The organism is Streptomyces enissocaesilis (genome assembly GCF_039533765.1).
In the GTDB taxonomy this organism is placed as follows: domain Bacteria; phylum Actinomycetota; class Actinomycetes; order Streptomycetales; family Streptomycetaceae; genus Streptomyces; species Streptomyces enissocaesilis.
On sequence record NZ_BAAAUD010000005.1, the window covers coordinates 148,460 to 170,115 of the forward strand.

Here is a 21,656-nt window from a genome sequence, read left to right on the forward strand (position 1 = left end):
GCCTCCGGAGGACGGGGCACCGCCGTCGCCGTCCCGCCGTTTTACGCGTGTGAGTGGATCACCTGTGGGCCGTTAGGATTTCGACCATGGCGGCCACTGGATCCGAGAAGCAGGGGACGAAGGCGTTCTACGTCACGACCCCGATTTACTACGTCAACGACGCTCCTCACCTGGGCCACGCCTACACGACCGTTGCAGGTGACGTGCTCACGCGCTGGCACCGTCAGCGCGGCGAGAAGGTGTGGTACCTCACCGGCACGGACGAGCACGGTCAGAAGATCATGCGCACTGCCGAGGCGAACGGGGTCTCGCCCCAGGAGTGGTGCGACAAGCTCGTCGAGGATGCCTGGAAGCCCCTCTGGGAGCACCTGGACATCGCGAACGACGACTTCATCCGCACGACGGAGAAGCGGCACACCGACCGTGTGCAGGAGTTCGTGCAGGACCTGTACGACAAGGGCGAGATCTACAAGGGCGGGTACGAGGGCCCGTACTGCGTGGGCTGCGAGGAGTACAAGCTCCCCGGCGATCTCATCGAGGCCGAGGACGGCACCAAGCTGTGTCCGGTCCACAAGAAGCCGGTGGAGATCCTCAAGGAGGAGAACTACTTCTTCAAGCTCAGCGAGTACGGCCCGAAGCTCCTGGAGTTCTACGAGGCCAACCCCGGCTTCATCCAGCCCGAGTCGGCCCGCAACGAGGTCCTGAACTTCGTGCGGCAGGGCCTTCAGGACCTCTCCATCTCGCGCTCGACGTTCGACTGGGGCATCCCGGTCCCGTGGGACGAGAAGCACGTCATCTACGTGTGGGTCGACGCTCTCCTCAACTACGCCACCGCCGTCGGCTACGGCGCGGACCAGTCGAAGTTCGACGCGACGTTCCCGGCCGACGTCCACCTGGTCGGCAAGGACATCCTGCGCTTCCACGCGATCATCTGGCCCGCGATGCTGATGGCGCAGGGACTGCCGGTCCCGGGCCGGGTCGCGGCCAACGGCTGGCTGATGGTCGGCGGCGAGAAGATGTCGAAGTCGAACCTGACCGGCATCAAGCCGCAGGACCTGACCTCGCACTTCGGCGTGGACGCCTACCGCTGGTACTTCCTGCGGGCGATCGCCTTCGGCCAGGACGGCTCGTTCTCGTGGGAGGACTTCAGCGCCCGCTACACGAGCGAGCTCGCCAACGACTTCGGCAACCTCGCCTCGCGCGTGGCCGCGATGGTCGGCAAGTACTTCGGCGGCACGCTGCCGGAGGCGAAGGCGGCCGGTGACGCGGAGACGGCGGTCCAGGAGGGCCTCGCGAAGGCGCTCGCCGAGGCCGACCGGAAGATCGGCGAGGAGCTGGACTTCCAGGGCGGCATCCTGGCGATCTTCGACTTCGTGAAGCAGGTCAACGGCTACATCACGGAGCAGGAGCCGTGGAAGGTGGCCAAGGACGAGTCGCCCCAGGGCCAGGCCCGTCTCGCGACGATCCTCTACACGGCCGCCGAGTCGCTGCGCGCGATGGCCGTCCTGCTGAACCCGGTCATGCCCGAGACCTCGCAGAAGCTGTGGGACTCCCTGGGCGCGGAGGCGTCCCTGGGCGCCCTCGACGGCCGGCCGGTCCAGGACGCGGCCACGTGGGGGCAGCTCCCGGCCGGCGTGACGGTGACGAAGGGCGCGGTGCTGTTCCCCCGCCTGGAGGAGCCGAAGAAGGCGTAAGACGTGCCGTACGGCGCACGAGGGGGCAGGGCCCGGACCACACCTCCGGGCCCTGCCCTTCGTCGGCCGCCCCCCGCCGCGCCCGGCCCTGGCGGGGAGGCAGGCCCGCAGGGCCGGTCACATGTCCGCTCAAGGTGATTATTGTCTCGACCGATTGGTGCGGGGACGGTGCGCGTCGTACGGTCGGCGGTCGGCCTTCTTCGCCGTCCCTCGTCCCGCCTTGCCGACGCGAGAAGACCGGCCGCCCCCCAACGGCTTTCCCATTCGCTCGTTCCTCCCTGCCAGGAGCCCCGCCCGTGCCCTCTACCGGACTCCCCCAACGCCGCCGTGTCGTGCAGCTCTCCGCGCTGCTCGCGGTGCTCGCGGCATTCGCAGCTCAGCTCGTCGGCGCGCTGCTGGCCCATGTGCCGGTGTTCGTCGCCGCCTCCGCCGCGGGCCTCGCGCTCGATCTGTACCTCCAGTACAAGCGGCCCGCCCTGCTCTCGAAGCTGAACCGAATACGTTTCGACGTCACCGTCCGGCAGCTGCTGCGCGACATGCTGATCCTGGTCGGCCTGCTGCGCATCGACGACATCCAGCCGCTGCGTGAGCACTCCCCCCTCACCGTCGCGCTGCTCTTGTTCTACGCACTGCACTTCGCCTGCCAGGCGGTGGCGCTGATGGTCCGGCGCCTGCGCACGCTGCCCATCGTCACCCGCAACATCGACGTCTCGGCGCTGCGTCCGTCCACCGCTCCCCCGCGGATCCTGGCCCGCCGCCCCGGTCACCGGCTGCTCACCTTCTCCGTGCCCGCCACCGCCGGCCTGCTGGTCACCGCGGTCACCGGGGACGTGTACGGCGGCGCCGCCGGCATCGGCCTCTCCCTCCTCCTGATGGCCGCCGGCACCGTCCGCCTGGCCACCTGGCTGCTGCCGAAGAAGCGCCCCGCCACCCAGCAGGAGACGCTGGAGTGGCTGGACGCCTGGCTGGCGGAGTACCGGCCGACCGTGGCGATGTACTTCTCCGGCGGCACCACCTCGGCGTACCAGGCGAACATGTGGCTCTCCACGCTCTCCGAGCTGGACGGAAAGCCGCTGATCGTGCTGCGCGAGCGCTTCATGGTGCAGAAGATCCAGGCCACGGACGTGCCGATCCTCTGCATACCCAAGGTCGCGCACATGTTCGCGCTGGAGAACTCGACGCTGAAGATGATGCTGCACCCGGCGAACTCCGGTAAGACCTCGCAGGTGCTGCGCATCCCCTCCGTCAAGCACGCCTTCACCAACCACGGCGAGAGCGACAAGCTGTCCAGCTGCAACCCGTACGCCAAGGCGTACGACGAGGTGTGGGTGGCCGGCCCGGCGGCGCGCGAGCGCTACCAGCTCGCCGAGACCGGCGTCGACGACAAGGACGTGGTGGAGGTGGGCCGCCCGCAACTGGCCCCGATCCTGCCCTACGCGGGCGCTCCCGAGGGCACGTACACGACCGTGCTGTACGCCCCCACCTGGGAGGGCTGGGACGGCAACCCCGGCAACACCTCGGTCGTCCTGGCCGGCGAGAACCTCGTCCGCGCGCTCCTGGCGGACGACCGCGTACGGCTGCTCTACAAGCCGCACCCGATGACCGGCTCCGTCGTCCCGGAGGCCGGGGCGGCCGACCAGCGCATCCGCGCGATGATCGCCGAGGCCAACACCGGGCGCTCCGGTCCCCGCCCCGGCCCCGAGGCAGCCGCCGAACTCGACCGCCGCACCGCCGAACTCGACCGGCTCACCAGCACCGGCTTCCGGACCGGCGTGGACGAGCTGGAGCGGATGCTGCTCCAGGGCGCGCCCGAGGAGGGCCGCGCGGCGGCGGTCGCCGCGGCCGCCGAGGCCTGGGAGGCGGCCTACTGGGCGTCGTTCCCGGAGTGGGAGCACCGGATCGTCGTCACCGCGCGCCCCGGCATATACAGCTGCTTCAACCAGGCCGACCTGCTGATCAGCGATGTGTCGAGCGTCGTCTCGGACTACCTGTACAGCGAGAAGCCGTACGCCGTGGCCAACACCAGCGGCATGACGGAGACCGAGTTCCGGGCCGGCTTCCCGACCGTGCGGGCCGCCGCCGTCCTCGCCCCGGACGCGTCCGGCGTCCCGGAGCTCCTGGAGTCCGTGCGCCACCCGGAGAAGGACCCGTACAGGGAGGCCCGCGCCGAGCTGAAGGAGCACCTCCTCGGCCCGTCCGACCCGCCCTCCCTGGTCCGCTTCAACGCGGCCGCCCTCGCCCTGTGCGCCAAGGCCGACGAGCGCCGCGCCCGGATGACGACCCGCCTCGCCGCGGAGGTCCCGGCTCAGCGCACGGCCGGATTCGAGGACGCCCCCGGGGAAGGGGAACTCGACTCCGACCCGGCCGGCTCCGAGGAACCGGCCAACGCCTGACGGCCCGGCGGAAGCCGGCCGAGCCCCGGTCCGGTCCCGCCCTCCGCCCCACCCGTCGCCCCGCCGGTCACCCGACCGGCGGGGCGACGTGCTGTGCGCCCGCTCAGTCGCGCAGCGACGCCGCGTCGCCCATCACCACCACCGGGTTCTTCACCGGGTCGATCGTGCGCAGGAGGTGCTTCATCACGTCCTTGCGCAGGGACACGCAGCCCTGTGTCGGGCCGTCGTGGTCCACGTGCAGCCAGATGCCGCCGCCCCGGGCCGCGCCGAGGGGGCGGGTCCAGTCCAGCGGGGTGGTGCCGGGCTCGCGGTTGTAGTCGATGGCGATGACGTAGTCGAAGGAGCCCGTGAGCGGCTCGCCCAGGGAGCCCGTGCCGCGGGCGGTGAAGGCGGGTCCCTGGTCGTACGACAGCTTCGTGCCCGGATCGGGGAGCAGGCCGCCCGCGTCGGTCAGGGTGAAGACGCCGATCGGGGAGCGCAGGTCGCCGTGCACGTGCTTGTCGGTCCAGCCGCGCAGGCCGTTGTGGGTGGGCCAGGAGGTGCCGGGGCGCCAGGGGGCGCCGGGGCGGTCGCGCTCGTAGAGGACCGCCGTGCCCCGGTTCTCGTCGCGGCCCTCTCCGGTGACGACGAGAGCCTGGCGGGTGCGGCCGGGGACCCGGGCGAGGGTCTTGGGGCCCAGGCCCGGGAGCCGGAGCAGCGGGCGCCGCTGCGGCGACGCGGACCGGTCCGGCGCGACCCTGCCCGCCTTGCCGCCGGACGCCTGGTGCGCCGGCGCGCCGGGCCGTGCGTCGGTCCGCGGCGCCCCGGTGGTGGAGGCGGCGGAGCCGGTACCGGTACTCGTGGTGCCCGTGCCCGTACCGCAGCCCGCAGCCAGGAATGCGGCTGCCGCCAGCAGCGCGGTCAGCGGCGCGATGGTCCGGTTCCGGCGCTTCATTTCGTTCCCTTCGTCGTCCTGCTGCCGAACGGACCGCCTCGGCGCGTTCCGCGCGGAAGCCGGCCACACAGGCCCTCGCTTCCAGGAAGCATCCGCGACATGGAAGAAGGGGCCCGGAACCAGTCGGTTCCGAACCCCTTCAACCTAAGCGCACTACTTGTCGGAAACCGGCTTCCGCAGCTGAATGTTGAGCTCCCGCAGACGGGCCTCGTCCAGCGTCGTCGGCGCGCCCATCATCAGGTCCTGGGCGTTCTGGTTCAGCGGGAACGCGATCGTCTCGCGGATGTTCGGCTCGTCGGCGAGCAGCATCACGATGCGGTCGATGCCCGGGGCGATGCCGCCGTGCGGCGGGGCGCCGAACTGGAAGGCACGGAGCATGCCCGCGAACTCGCGCTCGACGGTCTCCTTCGAGTAGCCCGCGATCTCGAACGCCTTGAACATCAGCTCGGGCTCGTGGTTGCGGATCGCGCCGGAGGACAGCTCCACGCCGTTGCAGACGATGTCGTACTGCCAGCCCAGGATGTCCAGCGGGTCCTGGCTCTCCAGGGCCTCCAGACCGCCCTGCGGCATCGAGAAGGGGTTGTGCGAGAAGTCGATCCTGCCGGTCTCCTCGTCCTTCTCGTACATCGGGAAGTCGACGATCCAGCAGAACCGGAACACGCCCTCCTCGAAGTGACCGGCGCGCTTGGCGGCCTCGACCCGGACGGCCGACATGATCTTCGAGACCTCGTCGAACTCGCCCGCGCCGAAGAAGACCGCGTGGCCCGGGGCCAGCGACAGGCGCTCGGTGAGGACCTTGACGTCCTCCTCGGTGAGGAACTTGGCGATCGGGCCGCTCAGCGAACCGTCCTCGCCGACGCGCACCCAGGCCAGGCCCTTCGCGCCGTGCTCGACGGCGTAGTCACCGAGACCGTCGAAGAACTTGCGGGACTGGCCCGCCGTGTCCGGCACCGGCAGCGCGCGCACGTGCTTGCCGGCGAACGCCTTGAACTCCGAGCCGGCGAAGACGTCGGAGATGTCGACGAGCTCCAGCTTGGCGCGCAGGTCGGGCTTGTCGTTGCCGTACTTGAGCATCGACTCGCGGAACGGGATCCGCGGGAAGGGCGACGTGACGTGGCGGCCGCCGCCGAACTCCTCGAAGAGCTCGGTCATCAGCTTCTCGATCGGCTGGAAGACGTCCTCCTGCTCGACGAAGCTCATCTCCACGTCGAGCTGGTAGAACTCGCCCGGCGAGCGGTCGGCGCGGGCGTCCTCGTCGCGGAAGCACGGCGCGATCTGGAAGTAGCGGTCGAAGCCCGAGATCATCAGCAGCTGCTTGAACTGCTGCGGGGCCTGCGGCAGCGCGTAGAACTTGCCGGGGTTGAGGCGGGACGGGACGACGAAGTCCCGCGCGCCCTCCGGCGAGGTCGCCGTCAGGATCGGCGTCGCCATCTCGTTGAAGCCGAGGGCCACCATCTTGGAACGGACGGAGGCGATGACGGCCGAGCGCAGCATGATGTTGCGGTGCATGCGCTCGCGGCGCAGGTCGAGGAAGCGGTACTCCAGACGGCGCTCCTCCCCCACCCCGTCGTCGGTGTTGATCTGGAACGGCAGCTGCTGCGACTCCCCCAGCAGCTCGACCTCCGCGACCTCGACCTCGATCTCGCCGGTGGGCAGCTCCGGGTTGACGTTGTCGGCGCCGCGCGAGACGACCCGGCCGTCGACGCGGACGACCGACTCCTTGGTGAGCTTGTCGAGGACGTCGTACGCCGGGGTGCCGGGGCGGGCGACGAGCTGCGTGATGCCGTAGTGATCGCGCAGATCGATGAAGAGGATGCCGCCCAGGTCTCGACGATTGTGCAGCCAGCCGCTCAGCCGGACGTCGGTGCCGACGTCAGAGGCGCGGAGCTCGCCGCAGGTGTGGGACCTGTACCGATGCATCGTCGTTCATCCAGCCTTCGGGATTCGGGGTTGTCACAAGACACTCCAGGTTACCGCCCGGCGCCTCTCCTTTTTCTGGCCCGGCCTTCGCACGGCCGGTCCGGCTCCGACCTGTAAAGATGAGGCAATGCGTACCGAGGACATCCTGGCCGCCACCGCGACCGGCCTGTGGCACTGGGACAACGCATCCGGGGTCGTCACGCTCGACGCGGAGGCCGCCCGGCTCCTCGGCCTGCCCGCCGAGTCCGTGGCGCTCCCCGAGGCCGCCGTGCGCTCCCGCTTCCACCCCGCGGACTGGAACGAGGTCAACGGGATCGTGAACCTCGCGGCCGCCGAGGGCACCCTCGCCGAGGCCCGGCTCCGGATCATGGATGTGGACGGGCGGCTGCTCAGGACCGTACGCAGCCGCTCCAAGCCGGTCTCCGCCAACGGCGACTACCAGCTCTTCGGCACCCTCCAGGAGGTCGCCGGGCCGCAGCCGGGCGAAGCCGCCCACACCCCGGTCACCGGCGACTGGCGCCGCTCCCGCGAGGCGTTCCTGCTGGACGCGGGGCGGGCGCTCGCGGAGGCGCGGTCCACGTCCGAGGTGCTGCGGGTCGCCGCGTCCCTGTCGATGCCCGGTTTCTCACCGGACAGCCTCGCCGTCTTCGGCTCGTCGGGCAGCCGCATCACGGTCCTGGGACACCACGGGTACGGGCCCGGCGACGAGCTCCCGTTCGCCGACATGCTGCTGGACACGGACCACCCGGCGTCCGAGGTCGTACGGACCGGCCGGGCCATCTACCTCCCGTCCCCCCAGGCGTACAGCCGCCGTTACCCCGCCGGCCGCCCCCTCGCCCGCGCCTCCTCCCGCCGCTCATGGGCCTTCGTACCGCTGACGGTGGCCGGCCGCACCATGGGTGCCTGGATGGCGGGCTTCGCGCACCCCGTCGCGTTCACCCCCGACGAGCGCTCCGTACTGACGACGGTCGCCCGGATGCTCGCCCAGGCCCTGGAGCGGGCCTCGGTGGCCGAGAGCGAGCGCGAGCTGTCGCTCGGCCTCCAGCGGTCGATGATGCCGACGCTGGGCCCGGAGATCCCCGGCATGACGGTGGCCGCGCGGTACGTGCCGACCGGCGGGGGCCTCCAGGTCGGCGGCGACTGGTACGACATGATCCCGCTGCCCAACGGGCGAATAGCCCTGGTCATCGGCGACGTACAGGGCCACGACGTACGGGCCGCCGGACTCATGGGCCAGCTGCGCATCGCCCTGCGCGCGTACGCCTCCGAGGGACACCGCCCGGACGCGGTCCTCTCCCGCGCCTCCCGCTTCCTGCACGGCATCACCGACACCTACGAGCCCGGCGACTGCTCCAGCCCGCGCTTCGCGACCTGCCTCTACATCGAGGCCGACCCCACCACCGGCCTCCTCGACATCGCCCGCGCGGGCCACCCCGAACCGGCGGTGCGCCTCGGCGACGGGACGGTACTGGTCCGGCCGACCGCCGGCGGCCTGCCCCTGGGCATCGTCCCGGACACGGACTACCCGACGACACGCCTGGTCCTCGAACCGGGCGAGACGATCATGATCTGTACGGACGGCCTCATCGAGACCGGCGGCCACGACCTGGACACCGGCTGGGCCAGGCTCCGCCGGATCATGGAGGAGCACGCCGGCGACAGCCTGGAGAAGCTCGCCGACGCCCTCGTCTCCGCCGTGCACGGCCCCGCCTCGCACTACACCACGGGCCCGCTCGTGGACCGCCGCGAGGACGACATCGCGCTGCTGCTGCTGTGCCGCGAGAGCGCCGACTGCGGCTGCGGCCCCGGCTCCTCGGCGGGCCCGCAGGTCCCGGTCCGGCGTACGGCGCTGTCCGTGGCCCAGACCGAGCCCGAGCGCATCGCCGGCGCCCGGCGGCAGCTGCGGGACCTGCTGCACGACTGGACGGACGAGGAGCAGCTCGACGCGGCCGTGCTGATGGTCTCGGAGATGGTCACCAACGTCCTGGTGCACACGGACGGCGACGCCCTGCTGGTCGCCGAGGCGACGGGCGAGCCCGGCGCGCGGCGGCTGAGGGTCGAGGTGGCGGACTCCAGCGACGAACTGCCGCACAAGCGGCGCCCGGGGGAGATGGCGTCCAGCGGGCGCGGGCTGATCCTGATGGAGATGCTCGCGGACACCTGGGGGGTGGACCCGAGGGGCGAGGGCAAGTGCATCTGGTTCGAGCTCTACGAGGGCGGCGCGCCGCGGAACCTCTAGGGCCCGGGCTCCCCGAGCGCCACCCGCCCCACCCCGCCCCCGCAGGCCCGCGGTGCCGGGGGGGACGTGTCGGGGCGCTCCCCGCAGGGCGCCGAACGCGACCACCCCGAACAAAACCCCGTACCCGAACGTTCGGCGCCCGAGGAGACGCCCCGGCGCGGCACCGACCCCAGCGCCCCCGCACCGCACCGACCCCAACGCCCCCGCACCGCACACCGGGCTCCGGGGCGCCGTACCGCCCCCGCAGGAGCAGAATGGTCAAAAAGACGGACGCCCACCAGCACCGCCCTGTTCTGTTCCGCTGCCGGGGGGACCACGGAGACCCGCCATGAGCACCATGAGCACGCAGAACACCAGAAGCGACACCACCGTCCTGGCGGACTGCCTGGAGGTACCGGGCATCGGCTTCCTCCCGGTCAACGCCTTCGTCCTGTTCGCCGACGAGCCGGTCGTCGTCGACACCGGCCTCAGCCTCCCCGACCGGGATTTCCTCGACGTGCTCGGTTCCGCCATCGACCCCGCCGACGTGCGCTGGATATGGCTCACCCACCCCGACCGCGACCACACGGGCGGCCTGTTCGACCTGCTCGCCGCCGCCCCCCGGGCACGCCTCGTGACCACGTTCATCGGCGCCGGGATCATGTCCACCGAACGCCCCCTGCCGCTCGACCGGGTACGCCTGGTCAACCCCGGCCAGAGCCTGGACGTCGGCGACCGTACGCTCAGGGCCTTCCGGCCGCCGCTGTTCGACAACCCCGCCACCGTCGGCTTCTACGACGACCGGTCGCGGACCTGCTTCAGCTCCGACTGCTTCGGCGGGCCCATGCCCAGCGCGGACCTCGCGGTCAACGGCGAGGCCGCCGCGCTCGCCACCGCGGACCTGCGCGCCGCCCAGCTGCTGTGGGCCACCGTGGACAGCCCCTGGGTGCACGCCGTCGACACCGGCAAGTACCTCGCCACCGTCGAGCCCCTGCGCGCCATGGCCCCCGAGACCGTCCTGTGCACCCACCTGCCGCCGGCCGTGGGCATCGCCCCGCAGATGCTCGACACGCTCGCGTCGGCCCCCGGCTCGGACCCCTTCGTCGGCCCCGACCAGCAGGCACTGGAACAGATGCTCGCGGGTTTCGAGCCGGTGGCCGGGGACGCCGTCCCCCCGCAGGCCATGTGAGCGCGCGCTAGGGGCCGGCGTCCGGCGCGGCCTTCGCGCTCTCGCGCTCATGACGCCTGCGCAACTCCCCGATCACCCCGAAGACGGCCGCCGTCAGCGGCACGGCGAGCAGCATCCCGAGGATGCCCGCGACGGACGCCCCGGCCGTGATCGCCAGCATCACCAGGGCCGGATGCATCTGCACGGTCCGGCTCTGGATCACGGGCTGGAGGACGTGCCCCTCCAGCATCTGTACGGCCAGTACGACCCCCAGCGCCCACAGCGCGATCACGAACCCCCGGTCCGCGAGCGCGACGAGCACCGCGACCGCGCCGGAGATGAAGGCGCCGAGGTAGGGGATGTACGCGCCGACGAAGACCAGGGCGCCGAGGCCGACCGCGCCGGGCACCCGCAGGACCAGCAGCCCGGTGGTGATGAGGACCGCGTCGATCAGCGCGATGAACGTCGTACCGCGCATGAAGCCCTCGACGGCCTCGAAGGCGCGGCGGCCCATCGCTTCGACGGTGTCGGCGGTCGAGCCGGGGGCGAGGGCCCGCAGGGCCCCGGCGGCCCGGTCCGAGTCCCGGAGGAAGAAGAACATCAGCAGCAGGGCCAGGACGGCGACCGCGGTCATCTCCCCGACGACGCTGAGCCCGGTGATCACTCCGGACGCCGCGGTCCCGCCGAACCTGCCGAGCAGCTCCCTGGCGTTGCGGGCCACGTCGTCCAGGGAGGTCCCGGCCGCCCCGAAGTGCCGGGCCAGGTCTCCGGCCGCCTGCCGGAGCGAGCCGAGGATCTGGTCACCGGTCTCGACGAGCGCGTTGACGACGATGTACGAGGCGCCGCCGACGACGGCGACCACCGCGGCACAGGTGAGCAGGGCGGCGAGCGACCGGTTCAGCCGCATCGTGACGAGCCGCCGGTGCAGGGGCCCGAGCAGCGCGGTCCCGAGGAGGGCGAGCAGGACGGGGGTGACGGCGGTCTTGAAGGTGACGCACAGCCAGATCCCCACCGCGACGACCCCGGTGACGAGCAGCGCGACGACACACCAGGCGGCGGCCCGGCGCGCGGACTCGGGAAGGAGCGGCTGAACCGGCTGGGGCGGCTGAGGCGGCTGCACGGCCCCAGCGGACCACGGGCGGCGCGGGGCGGCCCGCCGGCGGGGCCCGCCCGGGTGACGGACAGCGGTCGCTCACCCGGGCGGATCCACACCGCTCAGCCCATGCCGTGGACGGCCGGAACGGTGCCGAGGCGGCCCCGCTGGAAGTCCTCGAAAGCCTGCTTCAGCTCCTGCTGCGTGTTCATCACGAACGGCCCGTAGTGCGCCATCGGCTCCCGGATCGGACGTCCGCCCAGGAGGACGATCTCCAGGTCCGGGGCGTTCGCGTCCTGCTGCTCGTCCGCGCGGACGGTCAGCGAGTCCCCGCCGCCGAAGACCGCGGTCCGGCCCGTGCGGACGGGGCGGCGGTCCGTACCGACGCTGCCGCGGCCGGCCAGGACGTACGCCAGCGCGTTGAAGTCCGCACGCCACGGAAGCGTGATCTCCGCACCCGGCCGCAGCGTCGCGTGGATCATCGTGATCGGCGTGTGGGTGATGCCGGGACCCTCGTGGCCGTCCAGCTCGCCCGCGATGACACGGAGCAGCGCGCCCCCGTCCGGCGACGTCAGCAGCTGCACCTGGCCGCCGCGGATGTCCTGGTAGCGGGGGGCCATCATCTTGTCGGATGCGGGCAGGTTGACCCACAGCTGGAGGCCGTGGAACAGACCGCCCGACATGACCAGCGACTCCGGCGGCGCCTCGATGTGCAGCAGGCCGGACCCGGCGGTCATCCACTGGGTGTCGCCGTTGCGGATCGTGCCGCCGCCGCCGTTGCTGTCCTGGTGGACGAACGTGCCGTCGATCAGGTACGTGACCGTCTCGAAGCCGCGGTGCGGGTGCCAGGGCGTGCCCTTCGGCTCCCCGGCCTCGTACTCCACCTCGCCCATCTGGTCCATCATGATGAACGGGTCGAGATGCGTGTAGTCGATGCCGGCGAAGGCGCGGCGGACCGGGAAGCCCTCGCCCTCGAAACCGCCCGGAGCGGTCGTGACGGCCAGCACGGGACGCGACACGGCGCCGCTCGGCACGACGACCTTCGGCAGGGCCAACGGGTTCTCAACGGTTACTGCGGGCATGGCGGGCCTCCTTGTACGTCCACTTTAGTTGAACGTAGAACTTCTTGCCACCCTCAACGGAGAGCGCCCGGAAAGAATTCCCCGGGCGCCGGTGCGCGTCACCGCCGCGTCCCGCCCCCTTCCGCCTTTCCGCGGACAGGCCCGCGCCCGGGCCAACCGCCTTGTTGGCGTGGCCACTTCGACGAGAGGGCGGAAAGACCGGATGACATCGGCCATGTTCCACATCGGCGGGGATCCGGGCGTCCGGCGTTCCGGGTCCGGAGCCATGCGGCCGCCGACCGGGCCCGGCCCCGCCCGCGAGGCGTCCCTCGCCGTCGCCCGGCGCGCCGTCGAACCGGGTGTCACGCCGGTCGGCACCGCCCACCTGTACGGCGGCCGACGAGGAACTCCCCGCCGAGGCTCCGCACCCGTACGCGGACGGGCCGCTCATCACCACCACGGCCGGCGTCGCGCCGCCGGGCCCCGCGGCCGAGCGGAAGCCGTCCGGGCGGCCGGAGGTCCCGCGCGACCGCCTCGACCAGTTGTCTCCGGGCGTCTAGCCGTACATCCGGCGCATGGCGAAGTCGACCATCTGCTCCACCGCCTTCGCGTCGAAGACCATCCGGTGCTCACCCTCCATGTCGAGGACGAAGCCGTACCCGGTCGGCAGCAGGTCGATCACCTCCGCGCCGGTGATCACGAAGTACTTCGACTCCTTGCCGGCGTACTTGCGCAGCTCCTTGAGCGAGGTGAACATCGGGATCACCGGCTGCTGGGTGTTGTGCAGCGCGAGGAATCCCGGGTTGTCGCCGCGCGGGCAGTACACCCTCGACGTGGCGAAGATCTGCTGGAAGTCCTCGGCGGAGAGCGATCCGGTGGTGAAGGCGCGCACCGCGTCGGCGAGCGAGGGCGGCGACGGCTCCGGGTAGAGCGGCTGCTCCCCGTAGCCGCCCTGGGGCGGGGGCTGCGGCGGCGCGTACTGCTGCTGTCCACCCTGGTTCTGGTCGTAGCCGTACATGGCCCACAGCGTACCGAGGCGGCCGGCCCGGCCTGCCCGGTACGCCGGATCAGCCCATGGCGTGCAGCGGCGGCAGCATGGCGCGCGGATCACGGCCCCGGCCCACAGGCCGGTCAGGAAGGCGGTCGTCGCCTCCAGCAGGCCCGCGCGGTCCAGGCCGCCCGCGTCGAACGGTACGCAGCCGATGCCGCGCACGAGGGTGCGCACCGTCTCCAGCGCCGCCTCGTCGTCGCCGCACAGCGGAACGGCGAGCGGTCCGTCGGCGAAGGCGGGCCACCGGACCCACGGAGGCGCGGAATCACGGAATCACCGCCCGATCCGGCGCGTAACGCGTCACAGACGGCCTCGTAGGGGTTGCGTCTTATTACCGGCGGGTAGCATCATCGTAGCTACTTGCCAGTAGTAGATGTACGAGGAATCTGCCTCCCGATCCTTACGGAGCCGTTGCCATGGGTCACTACAAGTCGAACCTCCGCGACATCGAGTTCAACCTCTTCGAGGTCCTCGGCCGCGACAAGCTGTACGGCACCGGCCCGTTCGCGGAGATGGACGTCGAGACCGCCAGGAGCATCCTCGACGAGATCGCCCGCCTCGCGGAGAACGACCTCGCCGCCTCCTTCGAGGACGCCGACCGCAACCCGCCGGTCTTCGACCCGGCCACCAACACCGCGCCCGTACCGGCGTCCTTCAAGAAGAGCTACCAGGCCTTCATGGACAGCGAGTACTGGCGCCTGGGCCTCCCCGAGGAGATCGGCGGCACTACCTCCCCCCGCTCGCTGATCTGGGCGTACGCGGAGCTGCTGCTCGGCGCCAACCCGGCGGTCTGGATGTACTCCTCGGGTCCCGCCTTCGCCGGCGTCCTCTTCGAGGAGGGCAACGAGGCGCAGAAGAAGATCGCGCAGATCGCCGTCGACAAGCAGTGGGGCTCGACGATGGTCCTGACCGAGCCGGACGCCGGTTCGGACGTCGGCGCCGGCCGCACGAAGGCGATCCGGCAGGAGGACGGCTCCTGGCACATCGAGGGCGTGAAGCGCTTCATCACGTCCGGCGAGCACGACATGTCGGAGAACATCCTCCACTACGTGCTGGCACGGCCGGAGGGCGCCGGGCCCGGCACCAAGGGGCTCTCGCTCTTCCTCGTCCCGAAGTACGAGTTCGACTGGGAGACCGGCGAGCTGGGCGAGCGCAACGGCGTCTACGCCACGAACGTCGAGCACAAGATGGGCCTCAAGGCGTCCAACACGTGCGAGATGACCTTCGGCGACCAGCACCCCGCCAAGGGCTGGCTGATCGGCGACAAGCACGACGGCATCCGCCAGATGTTCATGATCATCGAGTTCGCCCGGATGATGGTCGGCACGAAGGCCATCGCGACGCTCTCGACCGGCTACCTCAACGCGCTGGAGTACGCCAAGGAGCGCGTCCAGGGCCCGGACCTCGCCAACTTCATGGACAAGACCGCGCCGAAGGTCACCATCACGCACCACCCCGACGTCCGCCGCTCCCTCATGACGCAGAAGGCGTACGCCGAGGGCATGCGCGCCCTGGTCCTGCACACCGCGTCCGTCCAGGACGAGATCACCGCCAAGGAGGCGGCGGGCGAGGACACCTCGGCGCTCGTCGCCATGAACGACCTGCTGCTGCCGATCGTCAAGGGCTACGGCTCCGAGAAGTCGTACGAGCAGCTGGCGCAGTCGCTCCAGACGTTCGGCGGCTCCGGGTACCTCCAGGAGTACCCGATCGAGCAGTACATCCGCGACGCGAAGATCGACACCCTGTACGAGGGCACGACCGCGATCCAGGGCCAGGACTTCTTCTTCCGGAAGATCGTCCGCAACCAGGGCGCGGCCCTGAACTCGCTGGCCGAGGACATCAAGAAGTTCCTCGCGGTCGGCACCGGCGGCGAGGAGCTCGCCGCGGCCCGCGACCGGCTCGCCAAGGCGGCCGTGGACCTGGAGGCCATCGTCGGCGCCATGCTGACGGACCTCGCGGGCACCGAGAAGGACGTCAAGTCCATCTACAAGGTCGGCCTGAACACCACCCGGCTGCTGATGGCCTCCGGTGACGTCGTCGTCGGCTACCTGCTGCTCCGGGGCGCGGCCGTGGCCGCCGAGAAGCTGCCGACCGCGTCCCCGAAGGACGTGCCGTTCTACACGGGCAAGATCGCGGCGGCGAAGTTCTTCGCCGCGAACGTCCTGCCGGGCGTCGGTGTCGAGCGCGCCCTGGCCGAGTCCGTCGACCAGTCCCTGATGGAGCTGGACGAGGCCGCCTTCTAGTCCACCACCGGAAAACCCTCCGGCACCGGGCCGGGCCCTTCCCTCCGGGGACGGACCCGGCCCGGTGTCGGTGGTCCGTGCGACTCTGGTGGGCATGAGTTCCATGGAACCCCGCAGGGGTGGTTATTCCGTCCCGGCCGGCCGGCCGTACGCGCTCAGCGAGCTGCGCGGAAAGCTCGGCTCCGTGGGCGACCAGATCGGCGAGCTGTACGAGGGCTCCCACCCGCTCGAGTACGAACCGGTCGCCGACACGCTGTACGTCGCCTTCAAGACGGCCGCCGACCTCGCCCCCGTCAAGAGCTACACCGGCTGCGAGCTGCACCCCAACGGCGCCACCGACCCCGAGGCCCCCACGGGCTGGGGCCGCTGCCTGCTCTGCAACGACCGCCGCCGCCGCGGCGAGCGCAGCGTCCCCGCCCCGGCCGAGCAGCGCCGCCTCGGCTACCCCGTGCCCGATCCGCCGTACACGCAGAGCCGGCTCAAGGGGTACGTCCAGGAGGTCAACGACCGCGCCTTCGCCGTCACCGTCTCCTCCCCCGCCGAGGAGTTCGTGGAGATCGCGGACACCCTGCACCGCGCCTTCATCGTGGCCCGCGAGCTCTCCCGGCCGCGCAACGCGTCGGGCTGCGCCGAGCATCCCGGCTCGCCCATCGACCCGACCGCGCCCCCCGGCGAGGGCTGTCTGTTCTGTGTCGGCAGGCGCCGGCAGGCGCAGCGGCCGGCCGGCGCCCCGCAGATGCTGCCGCAGGTGCGGCGCGGCGAACGCCGGACGATACAGCGGAGGTTCGAGCGCCCTCCGGGGCTCTGACGCGGCCGGTACGGGCCCGTGGCCGCCCGTGGTTATGGTGAACCCCATGAGCGCACCCGTCCGCTTCGACCGCGGCCACACCGACGACCTGATGTCCTTCCTGGCGGCCGGCCCGTCGCCGTACCACGCGGTGGCGAACACCGCAGAGCGACTGGACAAGGCCGGGTTCCGGCAGGTCGCGGAGACCGATGCCTGGGACGCGACGGCCGGCGGGAAGTACGTGCTGCGCGGCGGGGCGATCATCGCCTGGTACGTACCGGAGGGCGCGCGGGCGAGCACCCCGTTCCGGATCATCGGCGGGCACACCGACTCCCCGCACCTGCACGTGAAGCCGCTGCCCGACATGGGCGCGGAGGGCTGGCGGCAGATCGCCGTCGAGATCTACGGCGGGACGCTCCTCAACACCTGGCTCGACCGGGACCTGGGCATCGCCGGGCGGCTGACGCTGCGCGACGGCTCGTACCGGCTGGTCAACATCGACCGGGCGCTGCTGCGCGTGCCGCAGCTGGCCGTGCACCTGGACCGGTCGGTGAACAGCGACGGCCTCAAGCTCGACAAGCAGCGGCACATGCAGCCGATCTGGGGCCTCGGCGACGTGAACGAGGGGGACCTCATCCGGTTCCTGGAGGAGGAAGAGGGCCTGGCCCGGGGAGAGGTCGCCGGCTGGGATCTCATGGCGCACAGCATCGACCCGCCGTCCTACCTCGGCCGCGACCGCGAGCTGGTGGCCGGACCGCGCATGGACAACCTGATCTCCGTGCACGCGGGGGCCGCGGCGCTGGTGGCCGTCAGCGGGTCGGACGGCCCGCTCCCGTACATTCCGGTGCTCGCCGCCTTCGACCACGAGGAGAACGGGTCGCAGTCCGACACCGGCGCCGACGGGCCGCTGCTGGGCAACGTGCTGGAGCGTTCGGTGTTCGCACGCGGCGGCAGCTACGACGACCGGGCGCGTGCCTTCGCCGGCACGGTCTGCCTGTCGTCCGACACCGGGCACGCCGTGCACCCCAACTACCGCGAGCGCCACGACCCGACGCACCACCCGCGCGTCAACGGCGGACCGATCCTCAAGGTCAACGTGAACATGCGGTACGCGACGGACGGCAGCGGCCAGGCCGTGTTCGCGGCGGCGTGCGAGAAGGCCGGGGTGCCCTGGCAGAACTTCGTGTCGAACAACGCGATGCCGTGCGGCACGACGATCGGCCCGATCACCGCCGCCCGGCACGGCATCCGGACCGTCGACATCGGCGTCGCGATCCTGTCGATGCACAGCGCGCGCGAGCTGTGCGGGGCGGACGACCCGTACCTGCTCGCCAACGCGATGACGGCGTTCCTGGAAGGCTGACGGCGTTCCGCGAAGGCCGCCCCTCCCGGATCCCGAAGCCTGCTTGCACGCTTGCCTGTTGAAGGGCCGGGTACGCGAAGGAGGTACACCGGCCCACACAGCCGGGCCTACAGGGAGGCAGAACTCATGGGACTGGGAGGATTCATTCTCCTCATCGCGGGCGGGGCGATACTCACCTTCGCCACCGACTGGGAGATGGAAAGCGTCAACCTCGACCTGGTCGGGGTCATCATGATGCTCGTCGGAATCATCGGGGTCGCGGTCTACGCCAGCGTCGCCAGGCGCCGTCGCATGGTCGTACCGCCCACCACCACCGTCGTGACCGAGGACCGGCACCACAACCCCTGACCCCGGCGGCGGCCGACCGGCGCACGCCGGGCCCGGGCGGCGCACACCGGGCCCGGAAGACGCCGGCCGCTCAGCCGTCCAGGCCGGCGAGCACGAGCGGCAGCCGGGGCGTTCCTTCCGCGCTCACACGGACGGGGACGCCCCAGTCCTGCTGGTGGACATGGCACGCCGGGTACTCGTTGGCCGGGTCGTCGTCGCAGGATGCGGCCATCGCCGAGACGTGCAGCACTCCCTCGGTGACCTCCGGGTTCAGCTCCAGCTCGCGGCTCAGACCGGTCCCGGCGCCCTCACCCCCGGCCAGCAGCTCCGGCGGGGTCGATGAGACCAGCAGTCGCGTCGAGGGCCCGTACCGCGTGTCCAGCTTCTGCCCGCTCGGCGCCTGGAAGACGACGTCCAACCGAAGCTTCCCGGGGGCCACTTCGGTCGCCGCGCGCTGCGTGCGGTGGGCGACGGCCTCGACGCGGACCGCCTCGTCGGGCAGGCGCAGCCGGGTCAGCCGGTGGCGGGCGGACTCGACGACGACGATGTCGTCACCGACGAGCACGGCGTCGCTCGGCTCCCTCAAATCCGTGGCAAGCGTGGTCACTTCACCGCTCGCCGGGTCGTAGCGACGCAGCGCGTGGTTGTACGTGTCGCTGATCGCGACCGATCCGTCGGGCAGCGCCGTCACCCCGAGCGGGTGCTGGAGCAGCGCCTGCCCCGCCGCGCCGTCGCGGTGCCCGAAGTCGAAGAGCCCGGTCCCGACGGCGGTGTGCACCACCAGGTCGCTGTCGACGTACCGCAGCGCGCTCGTCTCCGAGTCCGCGACCCACAGCCGCTCGCCGTCCGCCGAGACCGCGAGCCCGGACGGCTGGGCGAACCACGCCTCGGCGGCGGGCCCGTCCACGAGCCCCTCGTTGGTCGTCCCGGCCGCGGCCCGTACGGCCCCGGTCCCGGGGTCGTACGTCCACAGCTGGTGCACGCCGGCCATGGCGATCCACACCTTGCCCTGCCACCAGGCCACGTCCCACGGCGAGGACAGGTCGACCTCGCGGGCGGGCCCGGAGGTCGGGGACCCCTGCCACCACTGCTTTCCGGTACCGGCGAGGACCTCGACGGCGCCGCTCGCCGGGTCGTACGCGCGCAGCTGGTGGTGGACGGTGTCGGCGATCACGACCCGCCCGTCGGGCAGCAGCGCGAGCCCCTGCGGCTCCTTGAACCCGCCGCCGCTGTCACCGTTGCCGTTGCCGTCGATGCGCCGTACGACGGTCTCGCCGTCCGGTTCGAGCTCGACGAGCTGGTGGCGGGTGGTGTCCGAGACCAGCAAGTTCCCCGTGCCGGGCAGCAGCAGCGCCTTGCCCGGGAAGCGGAGGTCGGTCGCGACCGGCTCGGGCGCGACGTACGGCCCGTCCCCGCGCCGCAGCGTCCCCTTCGCCCCGTGGGCCGCCTCCAGCTCCTCGACGAGCTTCCCGATGGCGTGCGCGTGGCCCTCGCCGGCGTGCTGCGCGACGACGTACCCCTCGGGGTCGATGACGACGAGGGTGGGCCAGGCCCGTACGGCGTACTGCTTCCACGTCGCGAGCTCGGGGTCGTCGAGGACCGGGTGGTGCACGCCGTACCGCTCGACGGCGTCGACGACGGCCCGGTGCTCGGCCTCGTGCACGAACTTCGGCGAGTGGACCCCGATGATCACCACCGTGTCCCGGTGCTTCTCCTCCAGCTCCCGCAGCTCGTCGAGGACGTGCAGGCAGTTCACACAGCAAAAGGTCCAGAAATCGAGGATGACGATGCGTCCTCGCAGGTCGGAGAGGGTGTACTGCCGGTCACCTGTATTGAGCCAGCCGCCCTTGCCGATGAGCTCGGGGGCCCGAACGCGTGCACGTGTAGACATACCTCCATCCAACCGCATGCGCGGGGTAGGCATTCCGCCATGAAATATCTGGTACGCGACAAGATCTTCGGCATCGGTGACGACTACTGGATCGAGGACGAGCGCGGCCGCCACGCCTTCCTCGTCGACGGCAGGGCGCTGCGGCTGCGCGACACCCTGGAGATCAAGGATCCGGCCGGCCGGGTGCTGGTCACGCTGCGCCAGAAGGTGCTCAGCGTCCGGGACGCGATGACCATCGAACGGGACGGGCAGGCGCTCGCGACCGTGCGCAGGAAACGGCTGTCGCTGCTGCGCAACCACTACCGCGTCGCCCTGGCCGGGGGGACCGAGCTGGACGTCAGCGGCCGTGTGCTCGACCGGGAGTTCTCGGTCGAGCACGACGGCGAGCTGCTGGCCCGCATCTCCCGGAAGTGGTTCCGGGTCCGCGACACGTACGCCGTCGATGTCGTACGGGACGACGCCGACGCGGCGCTGCTGATCGCGGTCGCGGTGTGCGTGATCCGGATGGGGGAGAAGGAGCGCGAGGACGGCTGACCGCCGGGGGAGGGCCGGGCCCCCGGCGCCCCGGGCCCCCGGCGCCCCGGGCCCCCCGGCGCCCCGGGCCCCCCGGCGCCCCGGATCCCCCGGTGTCCCGCCCTCCCGGCGCCGCTAGCGCAGCCGCCGGTCCTTCAGGGCCGGGAACTGCTCACGGGTCTTCGCCACCCTGGCCGGGTCCAGCTCGACCGTGAGCACTTCCTCCGCCGGTCCCGCCTCCGCCAGCACCTCGCCCCACGGGTCGACGACGATGCTGTGCCCCGCCTGCTCCATCCCCGCGTGGGTGCCGGCGGTGCCGCAGGCCAGGACGTACGCCTGGTTCTCGACGGCGCGGGCGCGGGTGAGCAGGGTCCAGTGGTCGCGGCGCCGGGCGGGCCAGCCGGCCGGGACGAGGAACGCCTGCGCCCCGGCGTCGACGAGGCCGCGGAAGAGTTCGGGGAAGCGCAGGTCGTAGCAGGTGCCGAGGCCGAAGGTCAGGTCCGCGGCCCGCACCGTCACGAGCTCCTCGCCGGCGCCCATCAGCACGGCCTCGCCCGTGTCGAAGCCGAAGCGGTGGATCTTGCGGTACGCACGGACGAGCTCGCCGTCGGGGGAGAAGACCAGCGAGGTGTTGTAGAGGGGGCCCTCGGGGTCGCGCTCGACGATCGACCCGGCGTGCAGCCACACCCCGGCACCGGCCGCCGCCTCCGCCATCACCTCGTACGTCGGGCCCTCCAGGGGTTCCGCCTCGTCGACGAAGGACGTGTACGCGAAGGCCCCGGTCGGCCACAGCTCGGGAAGGACCACCAGATCCGCACCGTGCCGCTCGCGCTGCTCACGCACGAGCGAAGCCGCGCGCCGCCGACGGGAATTGACCGGTTCGTCCGGGTCTACTGCGATCTGGATGAGGGAGGCGCGCACACTACCACCGTCCTGGCATTCGAGCCGTCAACACGGGCCTACGATCGTCACACCAAAGCACTGCCAGGGTGCCACGGGG

General features: G+C 71.6%; 17 protein-coding genes. 10 read left to right on the plus strand and 7 right to left on the minus strand.

The window, feature by feature from the left end:
* Positions 1–86: 86 nt before the first annotated feature.
* Together metG and ABD374_RS01560 are read left to right on the plus strand one after the other, a co-directional pair.
* On the plus strand, positions 87–1,694 hold the full coding sequence (gene metG, locus ABD374_RS01555; RefSeq protein ID WP_344489330.1) for a methionine--tRNA ligase: 1,608 nt from the start codon (positions 87–89) through the stop codon (positions 1,692–1,694).
* A 296-nt stretch (positions 1,695–1,990) separates the two neighbouring features.
* Positions 1,991–4,087 (plus strand): hypothetical protein, encoded by a 2,097-nt coding sequence (locus ABD374_RS01560; protein WP_344489333.1) that lies wholly within the window; start codon positions 1,991–1,993, stop codon positions 4,085–4,087.
* Between the two features lie 103 nt (positions 4,088–4,190).
* On the opposite strand, the gene ABD374_RS01565 is transcribed toward ABD374_RS01560, so the two are convergent.
* Both ABD374_RS01565 and aspS read right to left on the minus strand, forming a co-directional pair.
* Positions 4,191–5,021, minus strand: a complete 831-nt coding sequence (locus tag ABD374_RS01565) for a hypothetical protein (RefSeq protein ID WP_344489336.1) — start codon at positions 5,019–5,021, stop codon at positions 4,191–4,193.
* Between the two features lie 153 nt (positions 5,022–5,174).
* Positions 5,175–6,941 (minus strand): aspartate--tRNA ligase, encoded by a 1,767-nt coding sequence (gene aspS, locus ABD374_RS01570; RefSeq protein WP_344489339.1) that lies wholly within the window; start codon positions 6,939–6,941, stop codon positions 5,175–5,177.
* A gap of 127 nt (positions 6,942–7,068) precedes the next feature.
* Here aspS and ABD374_RS01575 point away from each other — a divergent pair, with 127 nt between their 5' ends.
* Complete coding sequence (locus tag ABD374_RS01575) at positions 7,069–9,180, plus strand: SpoIIE family protein phosphatase (RefSeq protein ID WP_344489342.1); 2,112 nt, start codon at positions 7,069–7,071, stop codon at positions 9,178–9,180.
* 337 nt (positions 9,181–9,517) lie between these two features.
* Positions 9,518–10,348, plus strand: coding sequence for an MBL fold metallo-hydrolase (locus tag ABD374_RS01580; RefSeq protein WP_425577103.1), 831 nt, complete (start codon positions 9,518–9,520; stop codon positions 10,346–10,348).
* A gap of 7 nt (positions 10,349–10,355) precedes the next feature.
* On the opposite strand, the gene ABD374_RS01585 is transcribed toward ABD374_RS01580, so the two are convergent.
* Both ABD374_RS01585 and ABD374_RS01590 read right to left on the minus strand, forming a co-directional pair.
* Complete coding sequence (locus ABD374_RS01585; protein ID WP_344489348.1) at positions 10,356–11,447, minus strand: AI-2E family transporter; 1,092 nt, start codon at positions 11,445–11,447, stop codon at positions 10,356–10,358.
* Between the two features lie 95 nt (positions 11,448–11,542).
* On the minus strand, positions 11,543–12,502 hold the full coding sequence (locus tag ABD374_RS01590; protein ID WP_344489352.1) for a pirin family protein: 960 nt from the start codon (positions 12,500–12,502) through the stop codon (positions 11,543–11,545).
* 338 nt (positions 12,503–12,840) lie between these two features.
* Here ABD374_RS01590 and ABD374_RS01595 point away from each other — a divergent pair, with 338 nt between their 5' ends.
* Positions 12,841–13,041 (plus strand): hypothetical protein, encoded by a 201-nt coding sequence (locus ABD374_RS01595; RefSeq protein WP_344489355.1) that lies wholly within the window; start codon positions 12,841–12,843, stop codon positions 13,039–13,041.
* Here the strand turns inward: ABD374_RS01595 and ABD374_RS01600 are convergent.
* Positions 13,038–13,499 (minus strand): SseB family protein, encoded by a 462-nt coding sequence (locus tag ABD374_RS01600; RefSeq protein WP_093799970.1) that lies wholly within the window; start codon positions 13,497–13,499, stop codon positions 13,038–13,040. The genes ABD374_RS01595 and ABD374_RS01600 overlap by 4 nt on opposite strands.
* A gap of 449 nt (positions 13,500–13,948) precedes the next feature.
* On the opposite strand from ABD374_RS01600, the gene ABD374_RS01605 reads away from it, so the two are divergent.
* The 4 genes from ABD374_RS01605 (at position 13,949) to ABD374_RS01620 (ending at position 18,273) form a co-directional block, all read left to right on the plus strand.
* Positions 13,949–15,775, plus strand: a complete 1,827-nt coding sequence (locus tag ABD374_RS01605) for an acyl-CoA dehydrogenase (RefSeq protein ID WP_344489357.1) — start codon at positions 13,949–13,951, stop codon at positions 15,773–15,775.
* A 94-nt stretch (positions 15,776–15,869) separates the two neighbouring features.
* On the plus strand, positions 15,870–16,583 hold the full coding sequence (locus tag ABD374_RS01610; RefSeq protein ID WP_344489360.1) for a hypothetical protein: 714 nt from the start codon (positions 15,870–15,872) through the stop codon (positions 16,581–16,583).
* Positions 16,584–16,629: 46 nt separating this feature from the next.
* Positions 16,630–17,925 carry a M18 family aminopeptidase gene (locus tag ABD374_RS01615; RefSeq protein WP_344489362.1) on the plus strand — a complete coding sequence of 432 codons (1,296 nt, stop codon included), beginning with the start codon at positions 16,630–16,632 and terminating at the stop codon, positions 17,923–17,925.
* A 126-nt stretch (positions 17,926–18,051) separates the two neighbouring features.
* Positions 18,052–18,273 (plus strand): DUF6458 family protein, encoded by a 222-nt coding sequence (locus ABD374_RS01620; protein ID WP_344489364.1) that lies wholly within the window; start codon positions 18,052–18,054, stop codon positions 18,271–18,273.
* Between the two features lie 70 nt (positions 18,274–18,343).
* Here ABD374_RS01620 and ABD374_RS01625 read toward each other — a convergent pair whose 3' ends face one another.
* On the minus strand, positions 18,344–20,143 hold the full coding sequence (locus ABD374_RS01625) for an NHL domain-containing thioredoxin family protein (RefSeq protein ID WP_344489366.1): 1,800 nt from the start codon (positions 20,141–20,143) through the stop codon (positions 18,344–18,346).
* Between the two features lie 39 nt (positions 20,144–20,182).
* On the opposite strand from ABD374_RS01625, the gene ABD374_RS01630 reads away from it, so the two are divergent.
* Positions 20,183–20,677, plus strand: a complete 495-nt coding sequence (locus tag ABD374_RS01630) for an LURP-one-related/scramblase family protein (RefSeq protein ID WP_344489368.1) — start codon at positions 20,183–20,185, stop codon at positions 20,675–20,677.
* A 114-nt stretch (positions 20,678–20,791) separates the two neighbouring features.
* Here the strand turns inward: ABD374_RS01630 and ABD374_RS01635 are convergent, their stop codons facing one another.
* Positions 20,792–21,577 (minus strand): carbon-nitrogen family hydrolase, encoded by a 786-nt coding sequence (locus ABD374_RS01635; protein WP_344489371.1) that lies wholly within the window; start codon positions 21,575–21,577, stop codon positions 20,792–20,794.
* Positions 21,578–21,656: the final 79 nt, after the last annotated feature.